Origin of the sequence: Actinoallomurus purpureus (assembly GCF_024055795.1) — a bacterium.
In the GTDB taxonomy this organism is placed as follows: domain Bacteria; phylum Actinomycetota; class Actinomycetes; order Streptosporangiales; family Streptosporangiaceae; genus Actinoallomurus; species Actinoallomurus purpureus.
This window is the reverse complement of sequence record NZ_JAMXMY010000007.1, coordinates 34906-56625: the sequence shown is the minus strand read 5'-3', so window position 1 is coordinate 56625 and position 21720 is coordinate 34906. Positions and strand designations below refer to the sequence as shown.

18 protein-coding genes are annotated in these 21720 nt (G+C 70.7%); 13 read left to right on the top strand and 5 right to left on the bottom strand.

Translation table 11 applies throughout. The features are described 5' to 3' along the window. Positions 1-194: 194 nt before the first annotated feature. Positions 195-2069 carry a glycoside hydrolase family 15 protein gene (locus NE236_RS14950; RefSeq protein ID WP_252842567.1) on the bottom strand — a complete coding sequence of 625 codons (1875 nt, stop codon included), beginning with the start codon at positions 2067-2069 and terminating at the stop codon, positions 195-197. Between the two features lie 235 nt (positions 2070-2304). Here NE236_RS14950 and ppdK point away from each other — a divergent pair, with 235 nt between their 5' ends. The 6 genes from ppdK (at position 2305) to NE236_RS14920 (ending at position 10471) form a co-directional block, all read left to right on the top strand. Further along, complete coding sequence (ppdK, locus tag NE236_RS14945) at positions 2305-4965, top strand: pyruvate, phosphate dikinase (protein ID WP_252842566.1); 2661 nt, start codon at positions 2305-2307, stop codon at positions 4963-4965. A 32-nt stretch (positions 4966-4997) separates the two neighbouring features. Further along, positions 4998-5975 carry a YdcF family protein gene (locus NE236_RS14940; protein ID WP_252842565.1) on the top strand — a complete coding sequence of 326 codons (978 nt, stop codon included), beginning with the start codon at positions 4998-5000 and terminating at the stop codon, positions 5973-5975. A gap of 37 nt (positions 5976-6012) precedes the next feature. Further along, positions 6013-6432, top strand: a complete 420-nt coding sequence (locus tag NE236_RS14935) for a PPOX class F420-dependent oxidoreductase (protein WP_252842564.1) — start codon at positions 6013-6015, stop codon at positions 6430-6432. A 291-nt stretch (positions 6433-6723) separates the two neighbouring features. Then, positions 6724-8340, top strand: a complete 1617-nt coding sequence (locus NE236_RS14930; RefSeq protein WP_252842563.1) for a cellulose binding domain-containing protein — start codon at positions 6724-6726, stop codon at positions 8338-8340. A 71-nt stretch (positions 8341-8411) separates the two neighbouring features. After that, positions 8412-9977, top strand: a complete 1566-nt coding sequence (locus NE236_RS14925) for a cellulose binding domain-containing protein (RefSeq protein ID WP_252842562.1) — start codon at positions 8412-8414, stop codon at positions 9975-9977. A 275-nt stretch (positions 9978-10252) separates the two neighbouring features. Further along, positions 10253-10471: a hypothetical protein gene (locus NE236_RS14920; protein WP_252842561.1), complete on the top strand. Its 219-nt coding sequence runs from the start codon at positions 10253-10255 to the stop codon at positions 10469-10471. A gap of 186 nt (positions 10472-10657) precedes the next feature. On the opposite strand, the gene NE236_RS14915 is transcribed toward NE236_RS14920, so the two are convergent. Further along, the gene (locus NE236_RS14915; protein ID WP_252842560.1) at positions 10658-11230 is read right to left on the bottom strand and encodes a TetR/AcrR family transcriptional regulator; all 573 of its coding nucleotides are present in this window, start codon (positions 11228-11230) and stop codon (positions 10658-10660) included. Between the two features lie 89 nt (positions 11231-11319). On the opposite strand from NE236_RS14915, the gene NE236_RS14910 reads away from it, so the two are divergent. Continuing rightward, complete coding sequence (locus tag NE236_RS14910) at positions 11320-11691, top strand: DUF4267 domain-containing protein (RefSeq protein WP_252842559.1); 372 nt, start codon at positions 11320-11322, stop codon at positions 11689-11691. A gap of 43 nt (positions 11692-11734) precedes the next feature. Beyond that, positions 11735-12229 (top strand): cupin domain-containing protein, encoded by a 495-nt coding sequence (locus tag NE236_RS14905; RefSeq protein WP_252842558.1) that lies wholly within the window; start codon positions 11735-11737, stop codon positions 12227-12229. Between the two features lie 52 nt (positions 12230-12281). Here the strand turns inward: NE236_RS14905 and NE236_RS14900 are convergent, their stop codons facing one another. After that, positions 12282-13802: a M48 family metallopeptidase gene (locus NE236_RS14900; RefSeq protein ID WP_252842557.1), complete on the bottom strand. Its 1521-nt coding sequence runs from the start codon at positions 13800-13802 to the stop codon at positions 12282-12284. A gap of 91 nt (positions 13803-13893) precedes the next feature. Further along, on the bottom strand, positions 13894-14397 hold the full coding sequence (locus tag NE236_RS14895) for an NUDIX hydrolase (protein WP_252842556.1): 504 nt from the start codon (positions 14395-14397) through the stop codon (positions 13894-13896). 53 nt (positions 14398-14450) lie between these two features. On the opposite strand from NE236_RS14895, the gene NE236_RS14890 reads away from it, so the two are divergent. From NE236_RS14890 to NE236_RS14870, 5 genes are all read left to right on the top strand, one after another. Continuing rightward, complete coding sequence (locus NE236_RS14890) at positions 14451-15689, top strand: deoxyguanosinetriphosphate triphosphohydrolase (RefSeq protein ID WP_252842555.1); 1239 nt, start codon at positions 14451-14453, stop codon at positions 15687-15689. 118 nt (positions 15690-15807) lie between these two features. Then, complete coding sequence (locus tag NE236_RS14885) at positions 15808-17043, top strand: NAD(P)/FAD-dependent oxidoreductase (RefSeq protein ID WP_252842554.1); 1236 nt, start codon at positions 15808-15810, stop codon at positions 17041-17043. Continuing rightward, the gene (sigJ, locus tag NE236_RS14880) at positions 17040-17924 is read left to right on the top strand and encodes an RNA polymerase sigma factor SigJ (protein WP_252842553.1); all 885 of its coding nucleotides are present in this window, start codon (positions 17040-17042) and stop codon (positions 17922-17924) included. The genes NE236_RS14885 and sigJ overlap by 4 nt, the downstream gene beginning before the upstream one ends. Before the next feature lie 88 nt (positions 17925-18012). Next, on the top strand, positions 18013-18453 hold the full coding sequence (locus tag NE236_RS14875; RefSeq protein WP_252842552.1) for a carboxymuconolactone decarboxylase family protein: 441 nt from the start codon (positions 18013-18015) through the stop codon (positions 18451-18453). Positions 18454-18698: 245 nt separating this feature from the next. After that, positions 18699-20402: an L-lactate permease gene (locus NE236_RS14870; RefSeq protein ID WP_252842551.1), complete on the top strand. Its 1704-nt coding sequence runs from the start codon at positions 18699-18701 to the stop codon at positions 20400-20402. A gap of 34 nt (positions 20403-20436) precedes the next feature. Here the strand turns inward: NE236_RS14870 and NE236_RS14865 are convergent, their stop codons facing one another. Next, positions 20437-21705, bottom strand: a complete 1269-nt coding sequence (locus NE236_RS14865; protein WP_252842550.1) for an ABC transporter ATP-binding protein — start codon at positions 21703-21705, stop codon at positions 20437-20439. Positions 21706-21720 lie beyond the last annotated feature (15 nt).

The window sequence follows — 21720 nt, the reverse complement described above, 5'->3', positions numbered from 1 at the left end:
CTGGGGTCAATGCCCGCTTCTGGCCGCAACTACACCCTTTCTAAATGTTTGCTCCGCTTGTTATGTTCGAGAATTCGGGTCCGATCGAATCCGTGCCGGTTCCGCTCGCCGCGGACGGGCGTCACTGGCGGCGGCCGCGACCGGCGGGCGTGCCCGCCGACGGGTTTGCTCGCCGGCGGGCGTGGTGGGAAGGATCAGATGAGCGGCGTCTCGCGCTCCTGCTGCTCGGCACGGATGACGTGCATCACCGCGTTGATCAGGGCCAGGTGGGTGAACGCCTGCGGGAAGTTGCCCAGGTGCCGGCCGTTGTGCGCATCGATCTCCTCGGCGTACAGCTGCAGGGAGCTGGCGTAGGAGAGCAGTTTCTCGCACAGTGCTTTGGCACGGTCCAGTTCACCGATCATGACCAGTGAGGAGACCAGCCAGAACGAGCAGATCGTGAAGGTCCCCTCCTCCGACTCGAAGCCGTCGTCCGTCTCCGAGGCGCGGTAGCGCAGCACGAGGTCGTCCTGGGTGAGCTCGTCGGCGATGGCGAAGACCGTCTCGCGGACCCGTTTGTCGTCCGGCGGGAGGAAGCCGAGCATGGGGATCAGCAGCACCGACGCGTCGAGCGCCTTGGTGCCGTAGTGCTGCACGAAGACTCCGCGCTCGTCGACGGCGTTCTCGAGGACGTCGGCGTGGATCTCGTCGGCGGCCTGCTGCCAGCGCTCCGCCCGCTCGGCGTCGCCGCGGATGTGGGCGAGCTGGGCGCCGCGGTGCGCCGCGATCCAGCAGAAGAGCTTCGACGAGGTGAAGTGCTGCGGCTCGCCGCGCACCTCCCACATGCCGCGGTCGGGGCTGCGCCAGTTGGCGAGGGCGGCCTCGACCTGCTTGACGATTATCGCCCAGAGCCGGTCGTCGAGCCGGTCGCGCTTGCGGACGTACAGGTAGATGGAGCCGATGATCGCGCCCCAGACGTCGTGCTGCTCCTGGACGTACGCGCCGTTGCCGATGCGCACGGGACGTGCCCCGTCGTATCCGTGGAGGTGGTCGAGCGTGGACTCCTCCAGTTCGGCGCGGCCGTCGACGCCGTACATGATCTGCAGGTGGCCGCCGGCGGCCTCGGCCACGTCGGTGATGAAGTGGAAGAAGTCGTTGGCCTCCCAGTCGAACCCGAGCGTGTAGAAGGCCCACAGGGCCATCGTCGAGTCGCGGATCCAGGTGTAGCGGTAGTCCCAGTTGCGGTCGCCGCCCGGTGTCTCGGGCAGGGAGGTGGTCGCCGCCGCCGCGACCGCGCCCGTCGGCGCGTACGTCAGGCCTTTGAGGGTGAGGGCGCTGCGCTGCAGGTGCGCCCGCCAGGGGTGGTCGGGGAAGCGGCCGCGGTCGAGCCAGTGCTGCCAGTGGTGGACGGTCCAGGTCAGCCGCTCGTGGGCCTCGTCGTGCGACTGCGGCGGCCGGTGCTCGCTCCAGGACAGGGCGACGAACCGGGTCTCGCCCTCCTTGAGGAGCGTACGGGCGGTGGCGAGGGAGCCCTCGAACCCGATGTTCAGGTCGCTGGTGAGGCGCAACTCTAGGCCGTTTCCGCTGGCAACGGCCTCGTGGTAGCCGGCGCCGGTGTGCTCCCACCGGGCGGCATCCCGGCCGTAGTCGAAGATCGGCATGCAGTCGAGGCGCACCTGCGACTGGCCGTTCACGCAGCGGATCATCCGGAGCAGCACGTGGTCGGCGTCGTAGTCGGTCGGAGCGCGGCGGTGGGTGTGCGACCGCTGGTCCTCGTGATGCCAGGGGCCCATGAGCAGGGCGTCGAGGACGACGAGCCAGCCGCCGGGGGTCCACCAAGTGGTCTCCAGCACCATCGTGCCGGGGATGTAGCGGCGGGCGGCGGGCACCTCGACGCCGGCGGGCCCGACGCGGAAGTACCCGGCGTCGCGATCGAGTAGCGAGCCGAACACGCTCGGGGAGTCCACGCGCGGCAGGCACATCCACTCGATGTTGCCGCTCGGGGCCACCAGCGCGGTGGTCTCCGTGTCCGACAGGAACCCGTAATCGGCGATCGGCGCGAACGCCTCACCCGCCCCATGATTGGTCACCGGCCTCATCGGCACATCATCCCGCAGCGGCGGCGGGGTACGCACATCCGGAGGGCGAGACCCGCCCGACTTAGGGCTATTAGGGCCCCATGGGGGGAATGTCGGTATTGGAATAGACCACTGTACCGGCGCTGACCTGCACAAAGGCCGACGGGCGCTGACAGTGACGATGATCTCACCGTTCGCTGGGTACAGTCGCCGCATTCAGCGTGAACCGGAGGGAAAAGAGTCTCCCATGCCGAAGTACGTGTACGACTTCACCGAGGGCAACAAGGACCTGAAGGACCTGCTGGGGGGCAAGGGCGCGAACCTGGCCGAGATGACCAATCTCGGCCTTCCCGTCCCGCCGGGGTTCACGATCACCACCGACGCGTGCCGGCACTACCTCGAGCACGGAGCCGTTCCGGACGGGCTGGACGACGAGATCGGCCGCTACCTCGACGCGCTCGAAGGGCAGATGGGCAAGCGCCTGGGGCAGGCCGACGACCCCCTCCTGGTGAGCGTGCGTTCGGGCGCCAAGTTCTCCATGCCGGGAATGATGGAGACCGTCCTCAACGTCGGTCTCAACGATGAGTCCGTGCACGGACTCGCCGAGCGCGCCGGTGACGAGCGGTTCGCCTGGGACTCCTACCGGCGGCTCATCCAGATGTTCGGCAAGACGGTGCTCGGCATCGACGGCGAGCACTTCGAGGAGGCCCTCGAGGACGCCAAGCGCGCCAAGGGCGTCGACGACGACCTCGACCTGGACGCCGCCGACTTCAAGGGCCTCGTGCAGACGTTCAAGAACATCGTCCGCGAGCACGCCGACCGTGACTTCCCGACCGACCCGCGCGAGCAGATGGACCTGGCGGTCAAGGCGGTGTTCGAGTCCTGGAACGCCCCCCGCGCCATCCTCTACCGCCGTCAGGAGCGCATTCCCGCCGACCTCGGCACCGCGGTCAACATCGTCGCCATGGTCTTCGGCAACATGGGCATGGACTCCGGAACCGGCGTCGCCTTCACCCGCGACCCCGCGAGCGGCCAGCAGGGCATCTACGGCGACTACCTCCAGAACGCCCAGGGCGAGGACGTCGTCGCCGGCATTCGCAACACCGTCCCGCTGGCGGACCTGGAGCGGATCGACAAGCGCTCCTACGGCGAGCTCCTGCAGATCATGGAGACGCTGGAGAACCACTACCGCGACCTGTGCGACATCGAGTTCACCGTCGAGCGCGGCAAGCTGTGGATGCTGCAGACCCGCGTCGGCAAGCGGACCGCCGCGGCGGCGTTCCGCATCGCGGTGCAGCTCGTCGAGCAGGGCCTCATCGACGAGGACGAGGCGGTCAGCCGGGTCACCGGCGAGCAACTCGTCCAGCTGATGTTCCCCCGGTTCGCCGACGCCACCGAGGCCAAGAAGATCGCCCAGGGCATGAACGCCTCGCCCGGCGCGGCGGTCGGCAAGGCCGTCTTCTCCTCCGCCCGCGCCGTCGAGCTCGCCGAGCAGGGCGAGAACGTCATCCTCATCCGCCGCGAGACCAACCCCGACGACCTCGACGGCATGATCGCAGCCCAGGGCATCCTGACCTCCCGCGGCGGGAAGACCTCACACGCCGCCGTCGTCGCCCGCGGCATGGGCAAGACCTGCGTCTGCGGGGCCGAGGAGCTCGAGGTCGACGTACGGGCCGGGAAGGTCAGCGGACCCGGAGGCGTGACGATCTCCGAGGGCGACGTCATCTCGATCGACGGGTCGTCCGGCGCGGTGTACCTCGGTGAGGTGCCCGTCGTCGACTCCCCGGTCGTCCAGTACTTCGAGGGCACGCTGTCGATCGAGGACGGCGGCGAGCTGGTCGACGCCGTCCACCGGATCATGACCCACGCGGACGCGCGCCGCCGCCTCGACGTACGGGCCAACGCGGACACGGAGGCCGACGCCGCGCGGGCTCGCAGGTTCGGCGCGAAGGGGATCGGCCTGTGCCGTACGGAGCACATGTTCCTCGGCGACCGGCGGCAGCTCGTCGAGGACCTCATCCTCGCCGAGACCGAAGAGGACCGGCAGGCCGCCCTGGACGCGCTCAAGCCGCTCCAGAAGCAGGACTTCGCCGAGATCTTCGAGGCGATGGACGGCAGCCCGGTGACGATCCGGCTGATCGACCCTCCGCTGCACGAGTTCCTGCCCGACCTGACCGAGCTGTCGGTCAAGGTGGCCACCGGCGACGCCTCCGACGACGAGCGCCGGCTCCTCGACGCCGTACGCAGGCTGCACGAGGAGAACCCGATGCTCGGCCTGCGCGGCGTGCGCCTCGGCGTCGTCATCCCGGGCCTGTTCGCCATGCAGGTCAGCGCGATCGCCGAGGCGGCCGCGGAGCGGAAGGCCGCCGGCCGCGACCCGCGTCCCGAGATCATGATCCCGCTGGTCGTCGCCGTCCAAGAGCTCGAACTCATCCGCGACGAGGCCGAGAAGGTGCTGCGGGAGGTCGGCGTCGACGCCCTCATCGGCACCATGATCGAGCTGCCGCGCGCGGCCCTCACGGCCGGGCAGATCGCCGAGGCGGCGGATTTCTTCTCCTTCGGCACCAACGACCTGACCCAGACGACGTGGGGCTTCTCCCGCGACGACGTCGAGGCGGCGTTCTTCAGCCGCTACCTCGAGCTGGGCATCTTCGGCGTCTCCCCGTTCGAGACCCTCGACGTCGACGGCGTCGGGCGGCTCGTTCGCGTCGCCGCCGAGGAGGGCCGCAAGACCCGCCCGGGCCTCAAGCTCGGCGTCTGCGGCGAGCACGGCGGTGACCCGGAGTCGGTGCACTTCTTCCACCAGGTCGGCCTGGACTACGTGTCCTGCTCGCCCTTCCGCGTGCCGATCGCGCGGCTGGAGGCCGGCCGCGCCGCTATAGAGTCGGCAGGGAGCGACAGTCGTTGAACACCGGCCCCGCCGACGGCGTCTAAAGGGTCGTGCGAGACGGAGGAACGATCACCGAACGGTCTGACGGCGCCGAGCCCACGGTCGAGTTCGGCCGGGACGCCACCGGGGTCCCGGCCGAGCAGGCGCGCACCCGAGGCGACCTGCCGCAGTGGCGGCCGGACCCCACCCGGCAGGACCTGCCCGGCCGCCCGCGCGAGGATTCCCGCGACGACGAGACGAGTGTCCTGCCCGGCCGCCCGCGCGGTGATTCTCGTGACGACGAGACGAGCGTTCTCGAACGTCCACGGGGCCGCGCGGACGTCGGCACGGCCGACGACGACCCCTACGACGGCCGTACGGTCGATGACGACTCTTACGGCGGCGGTTCGAAGGGCGGAGGGGCGCGGCCCCGCCGCCGTTCGCGGGGGCGGTGGGTGCGGCGGGTCTTCGTCCTGCTCCTCGTCCTGGTCATCGGGACGCCGCTGTTCGCCGGGTTCCGTGTCTGGTGGGTCGCGCGGCAGGACGACCACCGGCGCTCCGACGCGATCATCGTGCTGGGGGCGGCGCAGTACAACGGCGTGCCCTCGCCCGTCCTCGAGTGGCGGCTGCTGCACGTCCTGAAGCTCTACCGCGAGGGCGTGGCCCCGCACATCGTGACCGTCGGCGGCAACCGGCCCGGCGACAACTACACCGAGGCCGGCACCGGCAAGGCGTGGCTCACGAAGCACGGCGTGCCGAGCAACCGGATCGTGGCCGTGCGCAGCGGAAGCGACACCCTGCAGAGCATGATCGACGTGGGCAGGGAGTACAAGCGGCAGGGCTGGCACACCGCCGTCATCGTCACCGACCCCTGGCACGCGCTCCGGTCCCGGACGATGGCCGGCGACAACGGCATCAAGGCGGTGACCTCGCCGACCCGCAGCGGCCCCACCGTCGGCAGCCGCGACACCCAGTTCCACTACATCGTCCGCGAGACCGGCGGCTACCTGTACTACGTCTTCATCGGCCGCTGGCGCGGCGACTCCTGATTGACCTCAAGCGCGGTCGAGGTCCTAACGTCGGCGCATGGTCTTCACCGACAGGGAACGCGCGTATTTGACCGGACAGAACCTCGGCCGCCTGGCGACCGTCGCCCCCGACGGGACCGTCCAGGTACGGCCGGTCGGCTTCCGGCTCAACGCGGACGACACGATCGACATCGGCGGCCCGAACATGAGCGCCAGCCAGAAGTACCGCAACGCCCGGGCCAATCCGGTGGTGGCGTTCGTGGTCGACGACATGACGCCCGACGAGCCGGGGGAGGTCAGGCCCGGCTGGGGCCGCGGCGTCGAGATCCGGGGCCGCGCCGAGACGATGATCGTCGAGGAGCCTCCGCTGGCGCCGGGCTTCTTCAGCAATGAGGTCATCCGGATCCAGCCGCGGCGCGTCAACAGCTGGCACATCGACCCGGACCATCCGGACCTGCTCTCCCGGAACGTCGACTGATCCGCGAGGCGACCGGATTTCGGGCTGCTCGATCCGGTGTTCCGGACATGAGGGTGATCGCCTGGTCTAGGCACTGACGAGCGGCCCGCCGGGAGGCGTTTCTATCTGATAAGAAACTTTCTTAAGGATATTGACGGCTCGGGTTCATATCGGGTCCACTCGGAGCGACTGCCGCTTCAGGTACGGCGCAGGCGGAAGCCTCCGGGGGCTCGCCCGACGACAGCGACAGGGTTCTGACCGCCGGACGCGACCCCGCCCGCGCCTGTGCGCGGGTGCCGCCAAGGAGGACCCGTGCGTGTTCGCCCGCGTGCCCTGACCATCCTCGCCACCTGCCTCCTCCTGCTCGGCGTCCTGACCGGACCCGCCCACGCCGCCGGCTCCCTCACCGCGACGTTCGCGAAGACGTCGGATTGGGGGAGCGGCTATCAGGGACAGTTCACGATCAAGAATGACGGCTCGTCGGCGGTCAACGGCTGGACGGTGGCGTTCGACCTGCCGTCGGGATCGTCGGTCGGTACGTACTGGGACGCGCTGGAGACCCAGTCGGGGTCGCATTACGTGTTCAAGAACCGGGACTACAACGGCTCGATCGCGGCGGGCGCCTCGGTGGTCTTCGGGTTCGTGGCCTCGGGGAGCGGCACGCCGACCGGCTGCACGCTGAACGGTGGGTCCTGCGACGGCGGGGGCGGCGGCTCGGACACGCAGGCGCCGAGCACGCCGACCGGGTTGACGGTGACGGGTCACACGTCGTCGAGCGTGTCGTTGTCGTGGACGGCCTCCACCGACAACGTCGGCGTGACCGGCTATGAGGTGTATCAAGGTTCGTCCCTGGCCACGACGGTCTCGGGGACGAGCGCCACGGTCTCGGGTCTGGCCGCCTCGACGTCGTACTCCTTCACGGTGCGGGCCAAGGACGCGGCCGGGAATTCGTCGGCCTTCAGCGCCTCGGTGAGCGCCACCACCGACGGCGGCGGAACCACGCCGTCCGGGGGCCTGCGGGCGGCGCCGTACTTCATGCCGCTCGACAACGACCCCCAGCCGATCTCCGCGATCGTCTCCGGGAGCGGCGTGAACTCGCTGGTCCTCGCCTTCGTGCTCGCGCCGAACGGCGGAGGCTGCACCCCGACCTGGGACGGCGACGCCGCGCAGAAGGTGTCCGCGGACACGGCCGCCAAGGCGCAGGTCGACGCGGTACGGGGGGCGGGCGGCGACGTCGCGGTCTCCTTCGGCGGCTACAACGGGGTCGAACTCGGCGCGGCCTGCTCCGACGCCTCCTCACTGGCGCAGGCGTACCAGCAGGTGATCGACAAGTACACGCTCACCCACGTCGACTTCGACATCGAAGGCGACGACCTCGGCGATGCCTCGGGCGAGACGCGACGCTTCCAGGCCATCAAGATCCTCAAGCAGAACGCGGCCGCGGCCGGGCGGAGGCTCGAGGTCTCCCTCACGATGCCGGTCACGACCGTCGGCCTCAGCGACCTGGACAAGGCCGAGATCCAGCGGGCCAAGGACAACGGCGCCGACATCGACCTGTACGCCGTGATGGCGTTCGACTACGGGGGTCCGGCCGCGTCCATGGCCGCCGACGTGCAGAAGGTCATGGAGGCCGCACACGGCCAGCTCGTCACGCTGCGCCCCGACCTGTCCGCCGCCACCGTGTACGCCCGGACGGGCCTGATCCTGATGAACGGCCACACCGACCAGCCGAGCGAGCTGTTCACGCAGGACACCTTCCGCACCCTGCTCGGCTACGCGCAGCAGCACCACCTCGGCCGGCTGTCGTTCTGGTCGCTGAACCGGGACCGGCAGTGCACCGGCACCACCGGCTGGGCGGACGGCAAGTGCAGCAGCGTCACCCAGCAGCCGTACGACTTCGCCAAGATCATCGGCCAGTTCACCGGTTGAGCACCGGCTCCCGGCCGCGGTCCCCCCGCCGGCGTGGCCGGGGGCCGGCCACCACGAGAGAGGTCCCCGCCTTGAAGAGATCCAGGATCGCGTCCCTGATCGTCGGGATGCTGCTACTTCCCCTGGCCGTCGTACTGCCCGCGGTATCGGCGTACGCGGCGGCGAACACCGCGACGTTCGCCAAGACGTCGGATTGGGGGAGCGGCTATCAGGCGCAGTTCACGGTCACGAACAACGGCTCGTCGGCGATCAGCGGGTGGACGGTGGCGTTCGACCTGCCGTCGGGGTCGTCGGTGGGCACGTACTGGGACGCGTTGCTGACGCAGTCGGGGTCGCACTACACGTTCAAGAACCGGGACTACAACGCCTCGATCGCGGCGGGAGCCTCGGTGACGTTCGGGTTCGTGGCCTCGGGGAGCGGCACGCCGACCGGCTGCACGCTGAACGGGGCCGCGTGCGGGGGCGGCGGGGGCGGCTCCGACACCCAGGCGCCGAGCACGCCCGCCGGCCTGGCGGTGACGGGTCACACGTCGTCGAGCGTGTCGTTGTCGTGGACGGCCTCCACCGACAACGTCGGCGTGACCGGGTATGAGGTGTACCAGGGTTCGTCCCTGGCCACGACGGTCTCGGGGACGAGCGCCACGGTCTCCGGGCTGAGCGCCTCGACGTCGTACACCTTCAAGGTCCGGGCCAAGGACGCCGCCGGGAATCTCTCGGCCTTCAGCGCCTCGGTCAGCGCCACCACCGACAGCAGCAGCGGCGGCGGGGGCAGCGGCGTGTTCTCGCCCTACGTCGACATCACGATGGCCACCCCCACGCTGAAGGACGTTGCCACGGCCACCGGCCAGAAGCACTTCACGCTGGCCTTCGCCCTCGGGGACAGCACCGGCTGCAACCCGTCGTGGGGCGGCACGATCGCGCTGGGCGACTCCCGTGTCATCGGGGAGGTCAATGACCTCAAGGGCGTCGGCGGCGACGTCACCGTGGCGACCGGCGGCGCGCTCGGGCCGTACCTGGAGAACAGCTGCGGAAGCTCGTCCGCGCTGCTCGCCGCCTACAAGAAGGCGCTCGACGCGGTCGGCAGCAACCACATCGACGTGGACGTGGAGGCGTCGATCCCGGTGGCGCAGGTCAACACCGCGCTCAAGCAGCTCCAGAGCGAGCGCGGGACCACGGTCACGTACACGCTCCGGGTGCAGGCCCAGGACTACGGCGTCGACCCGTTCTCGGTCCAGATCCTTCAGGACGCCGCCTCCCGCGGCCTGAACGTCACCGTCAACCCGATGCTCATGGACTTCGGCTACTCCGGCTCGTGGGGTGACGCCCTGATCTCGGCGGCCAACGCGACGCTCGGCCAGATGAAGCAGATCTGGACCGGCAAGAGCGACGCCGAGCTCAAGCGGATGCTGGGCCTGACCCCGATGATCGGAAAGAACGACACCGGTCCGACCACCACCCAGGCCGTCGCCGGCCAGCTGCTGAGCTACGCCCAGAGCAACCACGTCGGCTCCATCGGCTTCTGGTCCGTCGGCCGCGACAACGGCGGCTGCCCGAACGGCTCCGTCTCGCCGACCTGCAGCGGCATCAGCCAGAGCACGTACGAGTTCACCAACATCTTCAAGGCCTTCACGGGCTGACGCCGGGGGTGTAGCGGACAGGGAGGGGAGTCTGGGGCGTTCCCGCCGGCAGCAAGGCGGGAACGCGCCCGGAATCCGGGGCAGTCGAATCCCTTGCGAACAGGGGTTTCCTGCGGGCATTGTGTACCCATCGCGTCAAGATCATTTTGGCGGACCGGCCTTGCTCGCCTACCTCTGGGGCGGTCTTCGAGCACGCCACAGAGAGCCGGGTGATCACTGCCGGGACGGAATGATCGGTGACCGGAGTCCGAGATCCCCAACGGGAGGAGACGTAGATGCGCCTACGTACGGCAGCCGTGAGTGCCGGGATCGCCATTGTGGCGGTCGCCGGTCTGAGCACACCTGCTCAGGCGGCCGATTGGAAGGTCTACGGCCACTACGTCACTAAGTCCCAGTGCGTTGATGCCGGTCAGCAGTATGTGCGTGAGGGTTTCAACGCTTACAAGTGCACGGAACGCGGCATCTACCCGCCCTGGATACTCTCGCTCAAGTAAGCGAGCGACACCTGACGAGACGTCCTGGTGTTCGTGAGCCCCGGGTGCGACCGGGCGGCACCGCCGCCCGGTCGCACCCGGGGCGTCAGAACGAGTCGGCCTTCTCCGGGATCTCGAGATCCGTGATGCGGATCTGCGACCACCGCGCTCACGGCCGGATCGCTCCGTTGCCCGCCCGGTAGACACTCAACCCGAGAAGCGGCTGATGAGGAGCGCCAGGCGTTCGTCGTGGTCCTCGCGGCGGAGGCGGCCGTTGCGCATCAGTGTCATGAGCCCGTGCAGGCCGCTCCAGAACGTCTCGGTGAGCGTCTCGAGGTTGTCGTCGCCGGCGAGGGGCAGGACGGCTTCGCGCAGCTCGCCGAAGGCCTCCTTGAGGGCCGGCGGAGCCTCCGGGGTGGCGAACGGCAGGTCCACGGCGTGTGTGAACATCGCGTCGTACAGCGCGGGCCGCCGCTCGGCGAAGGCCGCGTACGCCGCGCCGACGGCCGCCAGGGCCCGCTGCGGATCGGGCGCCGCCGTACGGGCCGCGCGCAGCTCGGCGGCCATGTCGGCGCAGCCCTCGACCACGACGGCGGCCATGATGGCGTCCTTGCCCTTGAAGTGGCTGTAGAGGACCGGCTGGCTGTACTCGATCTCGGCGGCCAGCCGGCGAGTGGTCACCGCGTCCCATCCTTCGGACTCGGCCAGCTCTCGGGCCGTCGTGACGATCAATCGTTCCCGCTCTGCCCGCTCGCGCACTCGGCGCGCCTGGATCGACATGCTCTTTATCCTAGCACTGCTAGCAAACCTGCCAATGCTCTGCTAGTGTCGATCTCGTTCCTAGCGCTGCTAGTAAATCGGAGATCGCCATGCTCACCCCCATCGCCTACGGCCTCGCCATCGTCCTCGTCGTTCTCGTCCTGATCATCGGCCTGCGATTCCTGCTGGTGCCCCAGGCGGCGGCCGCCGGCTACGGAGTGCCGGCGAAGGAGGACGGCGACCCCGCGTACCTGACCATCAAGGGCCTGCGCGACCTCACCTACGGCATCCTCGGCGCGGCCCTGCTTGCCTTCGCGAGCGCGCACGCCGTCGCCTGGTACATGCTCGTCGTCGCGATCATCCCCCTGGGCGACACCCTCATCGTCCTTCGCAACGGTGGCACCAAGGCCGTGGCGTTCGGCATTCACTTCGCCACCGCCGTGGCCGTGCTCATCAGCGCCGCCCTGCTCTTCGCCGTCTGAGACCGACCGCCCCCCTTCGAACTCACGTCAAGGAGTCAGTTCCATGTCCCTGATCACGCCGGACTTCAACGAGGCCGTCATCGTCCGTTCCGCCGAGGCGGAGGTGATCGGCCGGGCACCCACCACCATCCGGCTGCTGGCCGACAGCAGCTCGACCGGGGGTGCGCTGTCCACGCAGCGGGTCACCCTGGTCGACGGCGCCGACGGCGCCAAGCCGCACAGCCACGGCAGGTCGGCCGAGCTGTTCTACATGCTGGACGGAACCGCCCAGCTGCTCTCCGGCGACCAGGTCGTGACCGCCGAACGCGGGGACCTGGTGGTCGTGCCGCCCGGCGCCCCGCACGCCTTCGCCGCCGCACCGGGGGAGAACGCCGACATCCTCATCGTCCTCACGCCCGGCGTCGAGCGGTTCGAGTACTTCCGGCACCTGGAGCGCATCGCCTACGGGAAGGTGCCGCCCGAGAGCCTCCTGGAGGTCCAGGAGCTCTACGACACCTACTTTCTTTCCAGCCCCGCCTGGAACGATGTCAGGCCCTGAGCGCGGGTCCGCCGAGGGTGCCCGGGGTCATGACGCCGGACACCCTCGGCGATCAGGCTCCCACTCCCGCGGGTGGCGGCACCGGGCTGGCAGGGGCAGGGGCCGGAGCGGCCGCCGGGGTGATGCCGAGGCGCAGCAGGCCCTCGTACAGGGTGTTGACCTGGCGGGGATCGTCCACGGCGCTCCGCACGAGATCGGTCAGGTCGACCTCGGTGCCGTTGCCGTCGACCAGGCGGGCGACGTCGGACCAGGAGAAGGTGTAGCGGGCGCGGCCCGCCTGGATGAGCAGGCCCTCGAAGGCGCGGGCGACGATGCGCGCCACCAGGGCGGGAGTGTCGTTCCCCTGCCAGCCGGCCGCCCGCAGGCGGACGCCGAGGTCGCCGGCGCCGCCGCCCGCGAGGATCCGCAGGACCGTGTCGACCGTCGGCTGCGGCGTGTTCGCCATCTGGGCCGCCGCCGTGAAGACGTCCTTCATCGCCTCGGCGTTGGCCCCGGCGTACAGGCCGCGCTCGACGATCTGCGGCCACTCCAGCACGGGCAGGCGCAGCGCCTCGTCGGTGAGCATCGACGCCTGGGTGGCCAGCGCGGCGCGCCGCGGGTCGGCGAGCAGGGCGAGGGCCGGACGGGGGTCGGGACGCGCGGCGGGTTCCGGCAGTGCCGCGATCGCGGCGAGGCGCTCGGCCAGGCTCGGGTGCGAGTCGTACGGCGAGCGTTCCTCGGGTGCGTTCACGACCTTGGCGAGCTCCTCCTGCCGGCTCGGCTCCCGCAGCAGCGTGGAGAACCCGGCGAACAGGTCCGCGGGGCGGGCCTGGGCGGGCCCGATCAGCGAGCAGTACGAGGCGAGGTAGAAGTCCCAGGCCGCCGCGCTCGCGCGGACCTTCCGGAGCGCGTCGCCCATCGGCCGCCGCCCGGCGATCGCGACGGCCGAGGCGTCGGCCTCCAGCTCCTGCCGCCGGGACACCGCTTGCGACACCCGCAGGTAGATCCTGGCGTACACCAGGAAGATCGTACGGATGACGGCGTGGGACCGTAGACGTTCGATCGTCCGGATCAGCGCGGTGCGACCCCGGTAGGTGATGCCGCCGAGGCGGGTGTGCGATCCGCTGTAGTGCCCGAGCTCATGGCAGAGCACCGCACGCATCTCGTCGGCGGTGAGACTGAGCATGAGCGGGACGCCGATGTACATGTACCGGCGCCCCGGGACGAGGCCGAGCAGCCGGGTGTTCTCGCTGACGGCGGCGTTCACCTCGGGGACGAGGCGGATCTCGTCGGGCACCCGGGTCTTGACCTGGTGGGCGAGCTCGGCGACCGTGCGCCACAGCTCGGGCTCGTCGCGGGGCGTCACCGCGACGCCGGGCTGGTCGTCGGCCGTGCGCCGGCCGACGACGAAGACGCCGCGCAGCATCGCCAGCACGCCGAAGGTGGCGAGCGCCGCGACCTTGAAGCCGCCCGCGTGGCCGTACTTCACGGCGTAGAAGTCGAAGACGACCGTTCCGGCCGTGATGGCGGCCACGAGTACATAGAAACCGGCGAGCAGGACGACGGCGACCGCAGCGCGGAACGTGGTGAGCATGGGCGCCCTCGAGACGTACGAACAGGGATGAAGAGGACCTTAACTGAGGATCTCCGAATCTCGCCCTCGCGTTTCGCCGAACGGCGCCGGCTCAGTGATGCCAGGGCAGCAGGACGGGTTCGGGCGCCCGCCGGTCGGCGATCAGGTCCCGCAGCAACGGCACGAGGCCGAAGGGGTAGACGACCTCCGTGGTGGCGGCCAGTTCGTCCACAGTCCACCAGCGGTGCCCGGTGACCTGCTTGAGCTCGTGCGGTTCGAGGCCGCTGGTGTCGACGTCGTGCGCGGTGACACGGTGGGCGAAGAAGTCGTCGCGGAACCGGCCCTTGGCCCAGCTGAACTCCGCGTACCCGGAGGTCGTCGCGACCGGCGCCCCGAGGTCCTCCGGCGCGACGACCAGCCCGATCTCCTCGCGCAGCTCACGCGCTGCCGCCTCGGGGAGCGCCTCCCCGTCGTCGACGCCCCCGCCGGGCGTGAGCCAGTAGTGACCGCGCCGGGGTTTGCGGTGGTCGTGGTAGAGGCGGAGCAGGAGGATGCGGTCGGCGCGGTCCAGGAGGATCACGCGGGCGCTGCGGCGCCGGTACGGTTCGTCGGGCATGTGCCGCACCTTAGGGCCTGTCTCAGGCCCTAGATGGATACGCTCGGACTCCGATGACCGATTACAGCGAGCAGGACACGACGCGCTGGGCGCCCGAGCCGCCGAAGCGGCGCGGCCGCACGCCGTTCGAACGCGATCGTGCCCGCGTGCTGCACAGCGCGGCGCTGCGCCGGCTCGCCGCCAAGACACAGGTCGTCGAGCCCGCGGCGGGCGACCAGCGCGGCCAGCACAGCCCCCGGACCCGGCTCACCCACTCCCTTGAGTGCGCCCAAATCGGCCGGGAGCTCGGCAAGGCGTTCGGTTGCGACCCCGACTTGGTGGAGGTCGCCTGTCTGTCCCACGACCTCGGCCACCCGCCGTTCGGCCACAACGGCGAGGCGGTGCTCGACGAGGTGGCGGCCGCGTGCGGCGGGTTCGAGGGCAACGCGCAGAGCCTGCGCCTGCTGACCCGCCTGGAGGCCAAGTCGTTCGCGCCCGACGGGCGCAGCGTCGGCCTCAACCTCACCCGCGCGACGCTCGACGCGGCCATGAAGTACCCCTGGCCGAAGCGAGGTCCCGGCGACGGGGTGAAGTACGGCGTGTACCAGGACGACGTTCCGGTCTTCGCGTGGATCCGGGAGGGCGCGCCGGACGAGCGGCTCTGCTTCGAGGCGCAGGTCATGGACTGGGCCGACGACGTCGCCTACTCCGTGCACGATCTGGAGGACGGGCTGCACGCCGGGCACATCCGGCTGGAGCGGCTGGCCGATCCCGGCGAGCGGCGGGCCGTCTGCGAACTGACCGCCCTGATGTACTGCGACGCGGAGGTCGCCGAACTGGAGGAGCGGTTCGCGGCGCTGCTCGCCGAGCCGTACTGGCCGCGCGCCTACGACGGCACCCTGCGCGCCGCCGCCGCGCTGAAGAACCTCACGAGCGAGCTGATCGGCAGGTTCTGCCGGGCCACCGAGCGGGCCACGCACGAGGCGTACGGCACCGGCGCGCTCACCCGCTACGCGGGCGACCTGGTCGTGCCGCGGGCGCAGCGGCTGGAGTGCGCCCTGCTGAAGGGCGTCGCGGCGCGCTACGTGATGGGCCGCGCCGACCACGGTGCGCTGCAGGCCCGGCAGCGCGAGCTCGTGGCCGAGCTGGCCGACGCGGTCGGGCGGAAGGCCCCGGCGGTGCTCGACCCGGTGTTCCGCGGCTTCTACGCGGAGGCCGCCGACGACGGCGCGCGGCTGCGCGTCGTCGTCGACCAGATCGCCTCGCTGACCGACACCTCCGCGCTGGCCTGGCACCACGAGCTCCTCGGCTGATGCGACGTGAGGCCCGCGGCCGGGCGGCTGCAGGTCCTCGGCCGGGCGGTACCGCCCACGGGAGCCGGCCGCGCCGGAGGATACTTGGGCTGACGCGGAGCCGAAAGCGGAGGTGCACATGCCCGTCCCCGAGACGCACGTCATCGTCGGAGCCAGCCTGGCCGGCGCGAAGGCAGCGCAGACGTTGCGGGAGGAGGGCTTCACCGGGCGCGTGGTCCTGGTCGGAGAGGAGCCGCTGCGGCCGTACGAACGGCCGCCGCTGACCAAGGGCTTCCTGTCGGGCAAGGATCCCCTGGAGAAGGCGTACGTCCACGAGGAGTCCTGGTATGCCGACAACGACGTGGAGCTGCGGCTCGGAGTCCGGGCGACCGGGCTGGACCGCGCGGCGCGGGAGGTGCGGCTCGCCGACGGAGAACGCGTCGGCTACACCAAGCTGCTCCTCGCCACGGGGGCGTCGGTCCGGCGGCCGGACGTGCCCGGAGCCGACCTCGACCACGTCCACTACGTGCGGACCGTGCCCGACTCCGAGCGGCTGCGCGCGGCGCTGGAGTCCGGCGACCGGCGCGTGGCGGTCGTCGGCGCCGGCTGGATCGGGCTGGAGGCGGCCGCCGCCGCCCGGGGGTACGGCAACGAGGTGCGGGTGATCGCACGGGGCACGCCGCTGCGCCGTTCCCTGGGCACCGAGCTCGGGGAGGTCTTCGCGGCGCTGCACCGCAGGCACGGCGTGGCGTTCGTCCCGGGCGGCGTCGCGAAGATAACGGACCCGTCCGTGTTCACCACCGAGGGCGCGGAGGTGCCCGCCGACGTGGTGATCGTGGGCATCGGCGCGGCGCCGAACACCGTGCTGGCGGAGGAGGCGGGACTGGAGGTCGACGACGGCATCGTCGTCGACGCGTCGCTGCGCACCTCCGACCCGGACGTCTACGCCGCCGGCGACGTCGCCAGGGCCGACAACCCGCTGCTGGGCCGGCGGATCCGGGTCGAGCACTGGGCGAACGCCCTCAACGGCGGCCCGGCGGCGGCGCGCTCGATGCTGGGGCAGCCGGTCGTGTACGACCGCGTCCCGTACTTCTACACCGACCAGTACGAGCTCGGCATGGAGGCGTCCGGCGCCTGGGCCGGCGGCTACGACCAGATCGTGTACCGCGGGTCGGACCCGGCCGCGTACGTCTCGGGCGACACCGACGACCTGGAGTTCATCGCGTTCTGGCTGTCGGGCGGCAGGGTCGTGGGCGGCATGAACGTCAATATCTGGGACGTCGCCGGGGACGTGCAGGCGCTGATCCGGTCGGGTGAGCCGGTGGACACCGCGCGGCTGGCCGACCCGGGGGTGCCCCTCGCGGATCTGCTGTGAGCGCGCCGGGGACCTTCGCGGCGACCGACGAGGAGTGGGCCGAGCACCGGCCGGCGGTCTTCGGGGTGGCGTACCGGCTGCTCGGAACCGTCACCGACGCGGAGGACGTCGTCCAGGACGTGTGGCTGCGCGCCGCGGGCGCCGACATGTCGGGGGTGGAGGACCGGCGCGCGTGGCTGGTGACGGTCGCGGCCCGCAGGTCGTACGACATCCTCCGGTCCGCGCGGGTGCGCCGGGAGACCTACGTCGGCCCCTGGCTGCCCGAGCCGCTACTGACCGGGCCGGACGCCGCCGAGCCGGTGCTGGTCGACGAGTCGGTGAGTACGGCGATGCTCCTGGTGATGGAGGAGCTGACGCCACCCGAGCGGGTCGCGTTCGTCCTGCACGACGTCTTCGGGGTGCCCTTCGACGAGGTCGCCGGCGTGCTCGGTAACACCCCCGCGGCCAGCCGTCAGCTCGCCTCGCGGGCGCGCCGGCGCGTGGCGGCCTCCAGGGAACGGCCGCGGGCGACCAGGCCGGAGCGGGAACGGGTCCTCACCGTGTTCCGTGCCGCGTACGAGGCCGGTGACCTGGAGCAGCTCGTGAAGCTCCTGCACCCCGACGCCGTGTACGTCACCGACGGCGGCGGCAAGATCTCGGCGGCGCGCAAGCTGATCGTCGGCGGCGAGCGGGTCGCCGAGGTGCTGAACCGCGTGCGCCGGCGATGGGCGCTCGCCGGAGTCGCCCCCTGCGAGGTGGGGGGCGAGCCCGCGCTCGCGGTCTTCCGGGACGGCGAGCTGTCGCTGATCGACACCTTCGACATCGCGGCCGACGGCCGGATCCTGGCCGTCCAGCGCGTACTCAATCCGGACAAGCTGGCGCACGTCAGGCTGGCTCGCTGATCTTCTTCGAGGAATCCCGTCACATCGGCGGGTGCCGTCTCGTCTCCCTGGCGACGGTACAGATTCACCATCGAGAAGGGTTCACGTGATGTCGCGCTTGAACGTCGGCGAACTGGCGCCGGAGGTCTACAAGGCGTTCCTCCAAGCGGAGCAGGCGATTCGCAAGGGGCCGCTGGCCGCCACGGTCCGCGAGCTCGTCAAGATCCGCGGGTCGCAGATCAACGGCTGCCTCTTCTGCATCGACATGCACGTTCACGAGGCGCTTGAACTCGGCGAGAAGCCGGACCGCATCTTCCAGCTCCCCGCGTGGCGGGAGTCGCAGTTGTACACCGAGGCGGAGCGGGCCGCGCTGGCCTACACCGAGGCGGTCACGAGGCAGCCCGACGGCGTGTCGGACGAGGTCTGGGACACGGTGACCGACGCGTTCAAGCCGGAGGAGGCCGCCTTCCTCGTCGCCCAGGTCGCGCAGATCAACATGTGGAACCGCGTCGCCGCGCCGATGCACGCCCACCCCCCCAAGAGGGACTGAGGTCTCGCCGCGTGAACGGCGCGTCGCCCTCGTGGCGACGCGCCGTTGCCTTCGCTGCCACCGCCTGGTGGGGATACCTCCGACCAATAAGCGAGTTGGGTCCGAAGCGAGGGCATCCTGGCGGGAAACGGTCACGCATTGCTCGGATCTCTGGGTTCCGTTGGCCGGGACGTGATGGCACTATGAACCGACCCCACAGGATGGTGTTCCGTTCGGCGGAACACGTGGGGGAATAGCGCGCGCCCATGTCTCCCGGGAGGTGGCCGTTGTTCCGCCAGGACCTCAATCCGACCGGTTCCCTCACGCTCAGCGCCCTGCTGGCCCTTCTTCCTCTCATCGCCCTCCTCGTGCTCCTCGGCGGCCTCCGCTGGAAGGCCCACTGGGCGAGCCTCGTCGCCCTCCTCCTCGCCATCGGGGTGGCGCTGTTCATCTTCTCCATGCCGCTCGCCCAGACGCTCGACGCCGGGCTGTTCGGGGCGGCCCTCAGCGTCCTGAGCATCCTCTGGATCACGTTCAACGCCATCTGGATCTACAACCTCACGGTCCGGTCGGGGCACTTCGCGGTGCTGCGGCGGGCGTTCGCCACGGTCAGCGACGACCGCCGGGTGCAGGCCATCGTGATCGCCTTCTCGTTCGGAGCGCTGCTCGAGGCCCTGGCCGGGGGCGGCGGCCCGGTCGCGATCTGCTCCGTCATGCTCATCGCCATCGGCTTCGATCCGATCAAGGCGGCCGCGCTCGCGCTGATCGCCGACACCGCGCCGGTCGCCTTCGGCGGGCTGGGCAACCCGATCACCATCCTCGGCACCGCGACCGGGCTGAAGCCGGAGGACTTCGGCGCGATGGCGGGCCGCCAGACGGCGATCCTCGCGGTGTTCGTGCCCTTCATCCTCGTGGGCGTCGCCGACGGCCGGAAGGGACTGCGGCAGGTCTGGCCCGCCGCCCTCACCGCCGGCGTGACGTTCGGCGCCTGTCAGTTCGCGTTCTCCAACTACTGGTCCTACCGGCTCTGCGACATCTTCGCCGCGCTGGTCTCGGCCGGAGCCATCATCCTGCTGAACCGCGTGTGGCGGCCGGGGGAGAGCGAGACGCCGGTCGGCGCCCCGGTGATCGCGGGCGGCTCGGTCGACGACCCCGCGTTCGAGCGCCGGATCGGCCCGCCGGACGGCGACTCGAAGGTCGACGTGCTGCGGGCGTTCGCCCCGTACACCATCGTCATCGCGCTGTTCTCCCTGGCGCAGATCGACGCCGTCAAGGAGCGGCTCGCCGTCGCCCCGGGCAAGCCGGTCGGCACCGTCCTCGGCGTGCCGGTCGGGCACGTGTTCACGTGGCCCGGCCTGCAGCACATCACCGGCCCGACGAGTAAGCCGGTCGCAGCGGCGTACGTGCTGAACTGGATGGGCGCGACCGGGACCCTGCTGTTCGTCTCCGGGCTGCTGACGCTCGTCGCCCTGCGGATCGGCCCCCTCGCCGGGCTCAAGGCGTACGCCGAGACGATCCGCCAGTTCGGCTGGGCGATCTTCACGATCCTGTGCGTCTTCGCGCTGTCGTACGTGATGAACCTGTCCGGGCAGATCTCCACGCTCGGGGTCTGGCTCGCCAAGGCCGGCGGGTTCTTCGCGTTCCTGTCGCCCGTCGTCGGCTGGTTCGGCGTGACGATCACCGGCACCGACGCCGGTTCCAACGCGCTGTTCGGCAACCTCCAGGTGACCGCCGCGCACCAGTTGAACGTGTCCCCGGTGCTCTTCGGCGCGGCGAACACCTCCGGCGGCGTCATGGCCAAGATGATCTCGCCGCAGAACCTGGCGGTCGGCACCGCCGCCGTCGGGATCGTCGGCGCGGAGGGCACGCTGTTCCGGCGGGTGTTCGGCTGGAGCGTGCTGCTGCTCCTGCTGATGTGCGTTCTCGTGTGGCTCCAGTCCACGCCGGTGCTCGGCTGGATGGTGCCCTGACCGGGCCGTCTCCCGCCGAGAGTCGGCGGGAGGCTCACCGGCGTACGGGGTCGACGCGACGGCCGTCCTCGCCGAACAGCAGGATGCGGTCGGTGTCGACGGCCAGGCGGACGACGTCGCCCACCGTGACGCCGGACCGCGACTGGAGCCGGAACACCACGTCCGAGCGCCGATGCGTGCCGTCGTGCGCCACCCGCTCGGCCGCGGCCTCCTCGGCGATGATGCCGGTGGTCCGCAGGATGCGGCGCAGCATGCCCTCGCCGTTCCTGTCCGGCTCCTGCTCGTGGACGGGCGGCGGCGCGTTCTCGTACGGGGCCTCGGCGTCCACGTGCGGCAGGCCTGCCTCGGCGTAGGCGAGCCACTCGGAGCCGTGGAACTCCAGCGCCCGGACCCGGCCCGAGAGCACGCCGTCCGCCGCCGGGCGCAGGGCGTCGGCGCGGAAGCCGATCGTCACGTACGAGCCGTGGCGGGACACGAGCGCGGGCGACCGGGGATCGGTCCAGGGCAGGACCAGCCGCTGGTTCCCGAGGCCCAGGACGATCCCGGGCTCCTGGTCGGCCCAGACGTAGGCGCGGACCAGGTTGAGCGGCGGTGTGCTCAGGAACGCCCCCACGAACATGGTGGCCGGGTCGTCGTACACCTGCTGGGGCGTGCCGACGTCCTGCAGGACCCCCTGCCGCATGATGCCCACTCGGTCGGCCAGTGTGAGGGCCTCGGTCTGGTCGTGCGTGACGTAGAGCGTGGTCACGCCGAGGGAGCGGACGAGCGAGCCGATCTCCATGCGCAGTTCGGTGCGCAGGCCGGCGTCCAGATTGGACAGGGGCTCGTCCATCAGGAAGATGCCGGGCTCGCGGATGAGCGCCCGGCCCATCGCGACGCGCTGCCGCTGGCCGCCGGACAGCGTCGAGGGCGAGCGGTGCAGCGTCTCCTCGATGCCGAGCGCCCGCGACAGCTCGACGATGCGCTCCTGGGCGGCAGGGGAGTCGTCGCCGGCGATCTCCAGCGGGAACGCGATGTTGCCCCGGACGTCGCGGTGCGGGTACAGCGCCCCACTCTGGAACACCATCGCGAGGTCGCGTTCGCGCGGCGCGAGGTTGTTGGCGTACTTGCCGCCCAGCCACAGGTCACCGGAGGTGATCTCCTCCAGGCCGGCGACCATGCGCAGCAGCGTCGACTTCCCGCAGCCGGACGGGCCCAGGAGCACGAACAGCTCGCCGTCGGGAATCCGCAGGCTCACGTCCCGTACGGCGTGGAAACCGTCCGGGTACACCTTGTTCACCGCGTCGAGGACGACTTCGGTCATCGCTCCGCCTTGTGT

What these genes read in the sequence shown, in the direction of transcription:
- ppdK (WP_252842566.1), top strand. Translation starts at nt 2,305, where the DNA reads ATGCCGAAGTACGTGTACGACTTCACCGAGGGCAACAAGGACCTGAAG.
- NE236_RS14935 (WP_252842564.1), top strand. Translation starts at nt 6,013, where the DNA reads ATGGTCTTCACCGACAGGGAACGCGCGTATTTGACCGGACAGAACCTC.
- NE236_RS14920 (WP_252842561.1), top strand. Translation starts at nt 10,253, where the DNA reads ATGCGCCTACGTACGGCAGCCGTGAGTGCCGGGATCGCCATTGTGGCG.
- NE236_RS14915 (WP_252842560.1), bottom strand. Translation starts at nt 11,230, where the DNA reads ATGTCGATCCAGGCGCGCCGAGTGCGCGAGCGGGCAGAGCGGGAACGA.
- NE236_RS14910 (WP_252842559.1), top strand. Translation starts at nt 11,320, where the DNA reads ATGCTCACCCCCATCGCCTACGGCCTCGCCATCGTCCTCGTCGTTCTC.
- NE236_RS14905 (WP_252842558.1), top strand. Translation starts at nt 11,735, where the DNA reads ATGTCCCTGATCACGCCGGACTTCAACGAGGCCGTCATCGTCCGTTCC.
- NE236_RS14900 (WP_252842557.1), bottom strand. Translation starts at nt 13,802, where the DNA reads ATGCTCACCACGTTCCGCGCTGCGGTCGCCGTCGTCCTGCTCGCCGGT.
- NE236_RS14895 (WP_252842556.1), bottom strand. Translation starts at nt 14,397, where the DNA reads ATGCCCGACGAACCGTACCGGCGCCGCAGCGCCCGCGTGATCCTCCTG.
- NE236_RS14890 (WP_252842555.1), top strand. Translation starts at nt 14,451, where the DNA reads ATGACCGATTACAGCGAGCAGGACACGACGCGCTGGGCGCCCGAGCCG.
- NE236_RS14885 (WP_252842554.1), top strand. Translation starts at nt 15,808, where the DNA reads ATGCCCGTCCCCGAGACGCACGTCATCGTCGGAGCCAGCCTGGCCGGC.
- NE236_RS14875 (WP_252842552.1), top strand. Translation starts at nt 18,013, where the DNA reads ATGTCGCGCTTGAACGTCGGCGAACTGGCGCCGGAGGTCTACAAGGCG.
- NE236_RS14870 (WP_252842551.1), top strand. Translation starts at nt 18,699, where the DNA reads ATGTCTCCCGGGAGGTGGCCGTTGTTCCGCCAGGACCTCAATCCGACC.
- NE236_RS14865 (WP_252842550.1), bottom strand. Translation starts at nt 21,705, where the DNA reads ATGACCGAAGTCGTCCTCGACGCGGTGAACAAGGTGTACCCGGACGGT.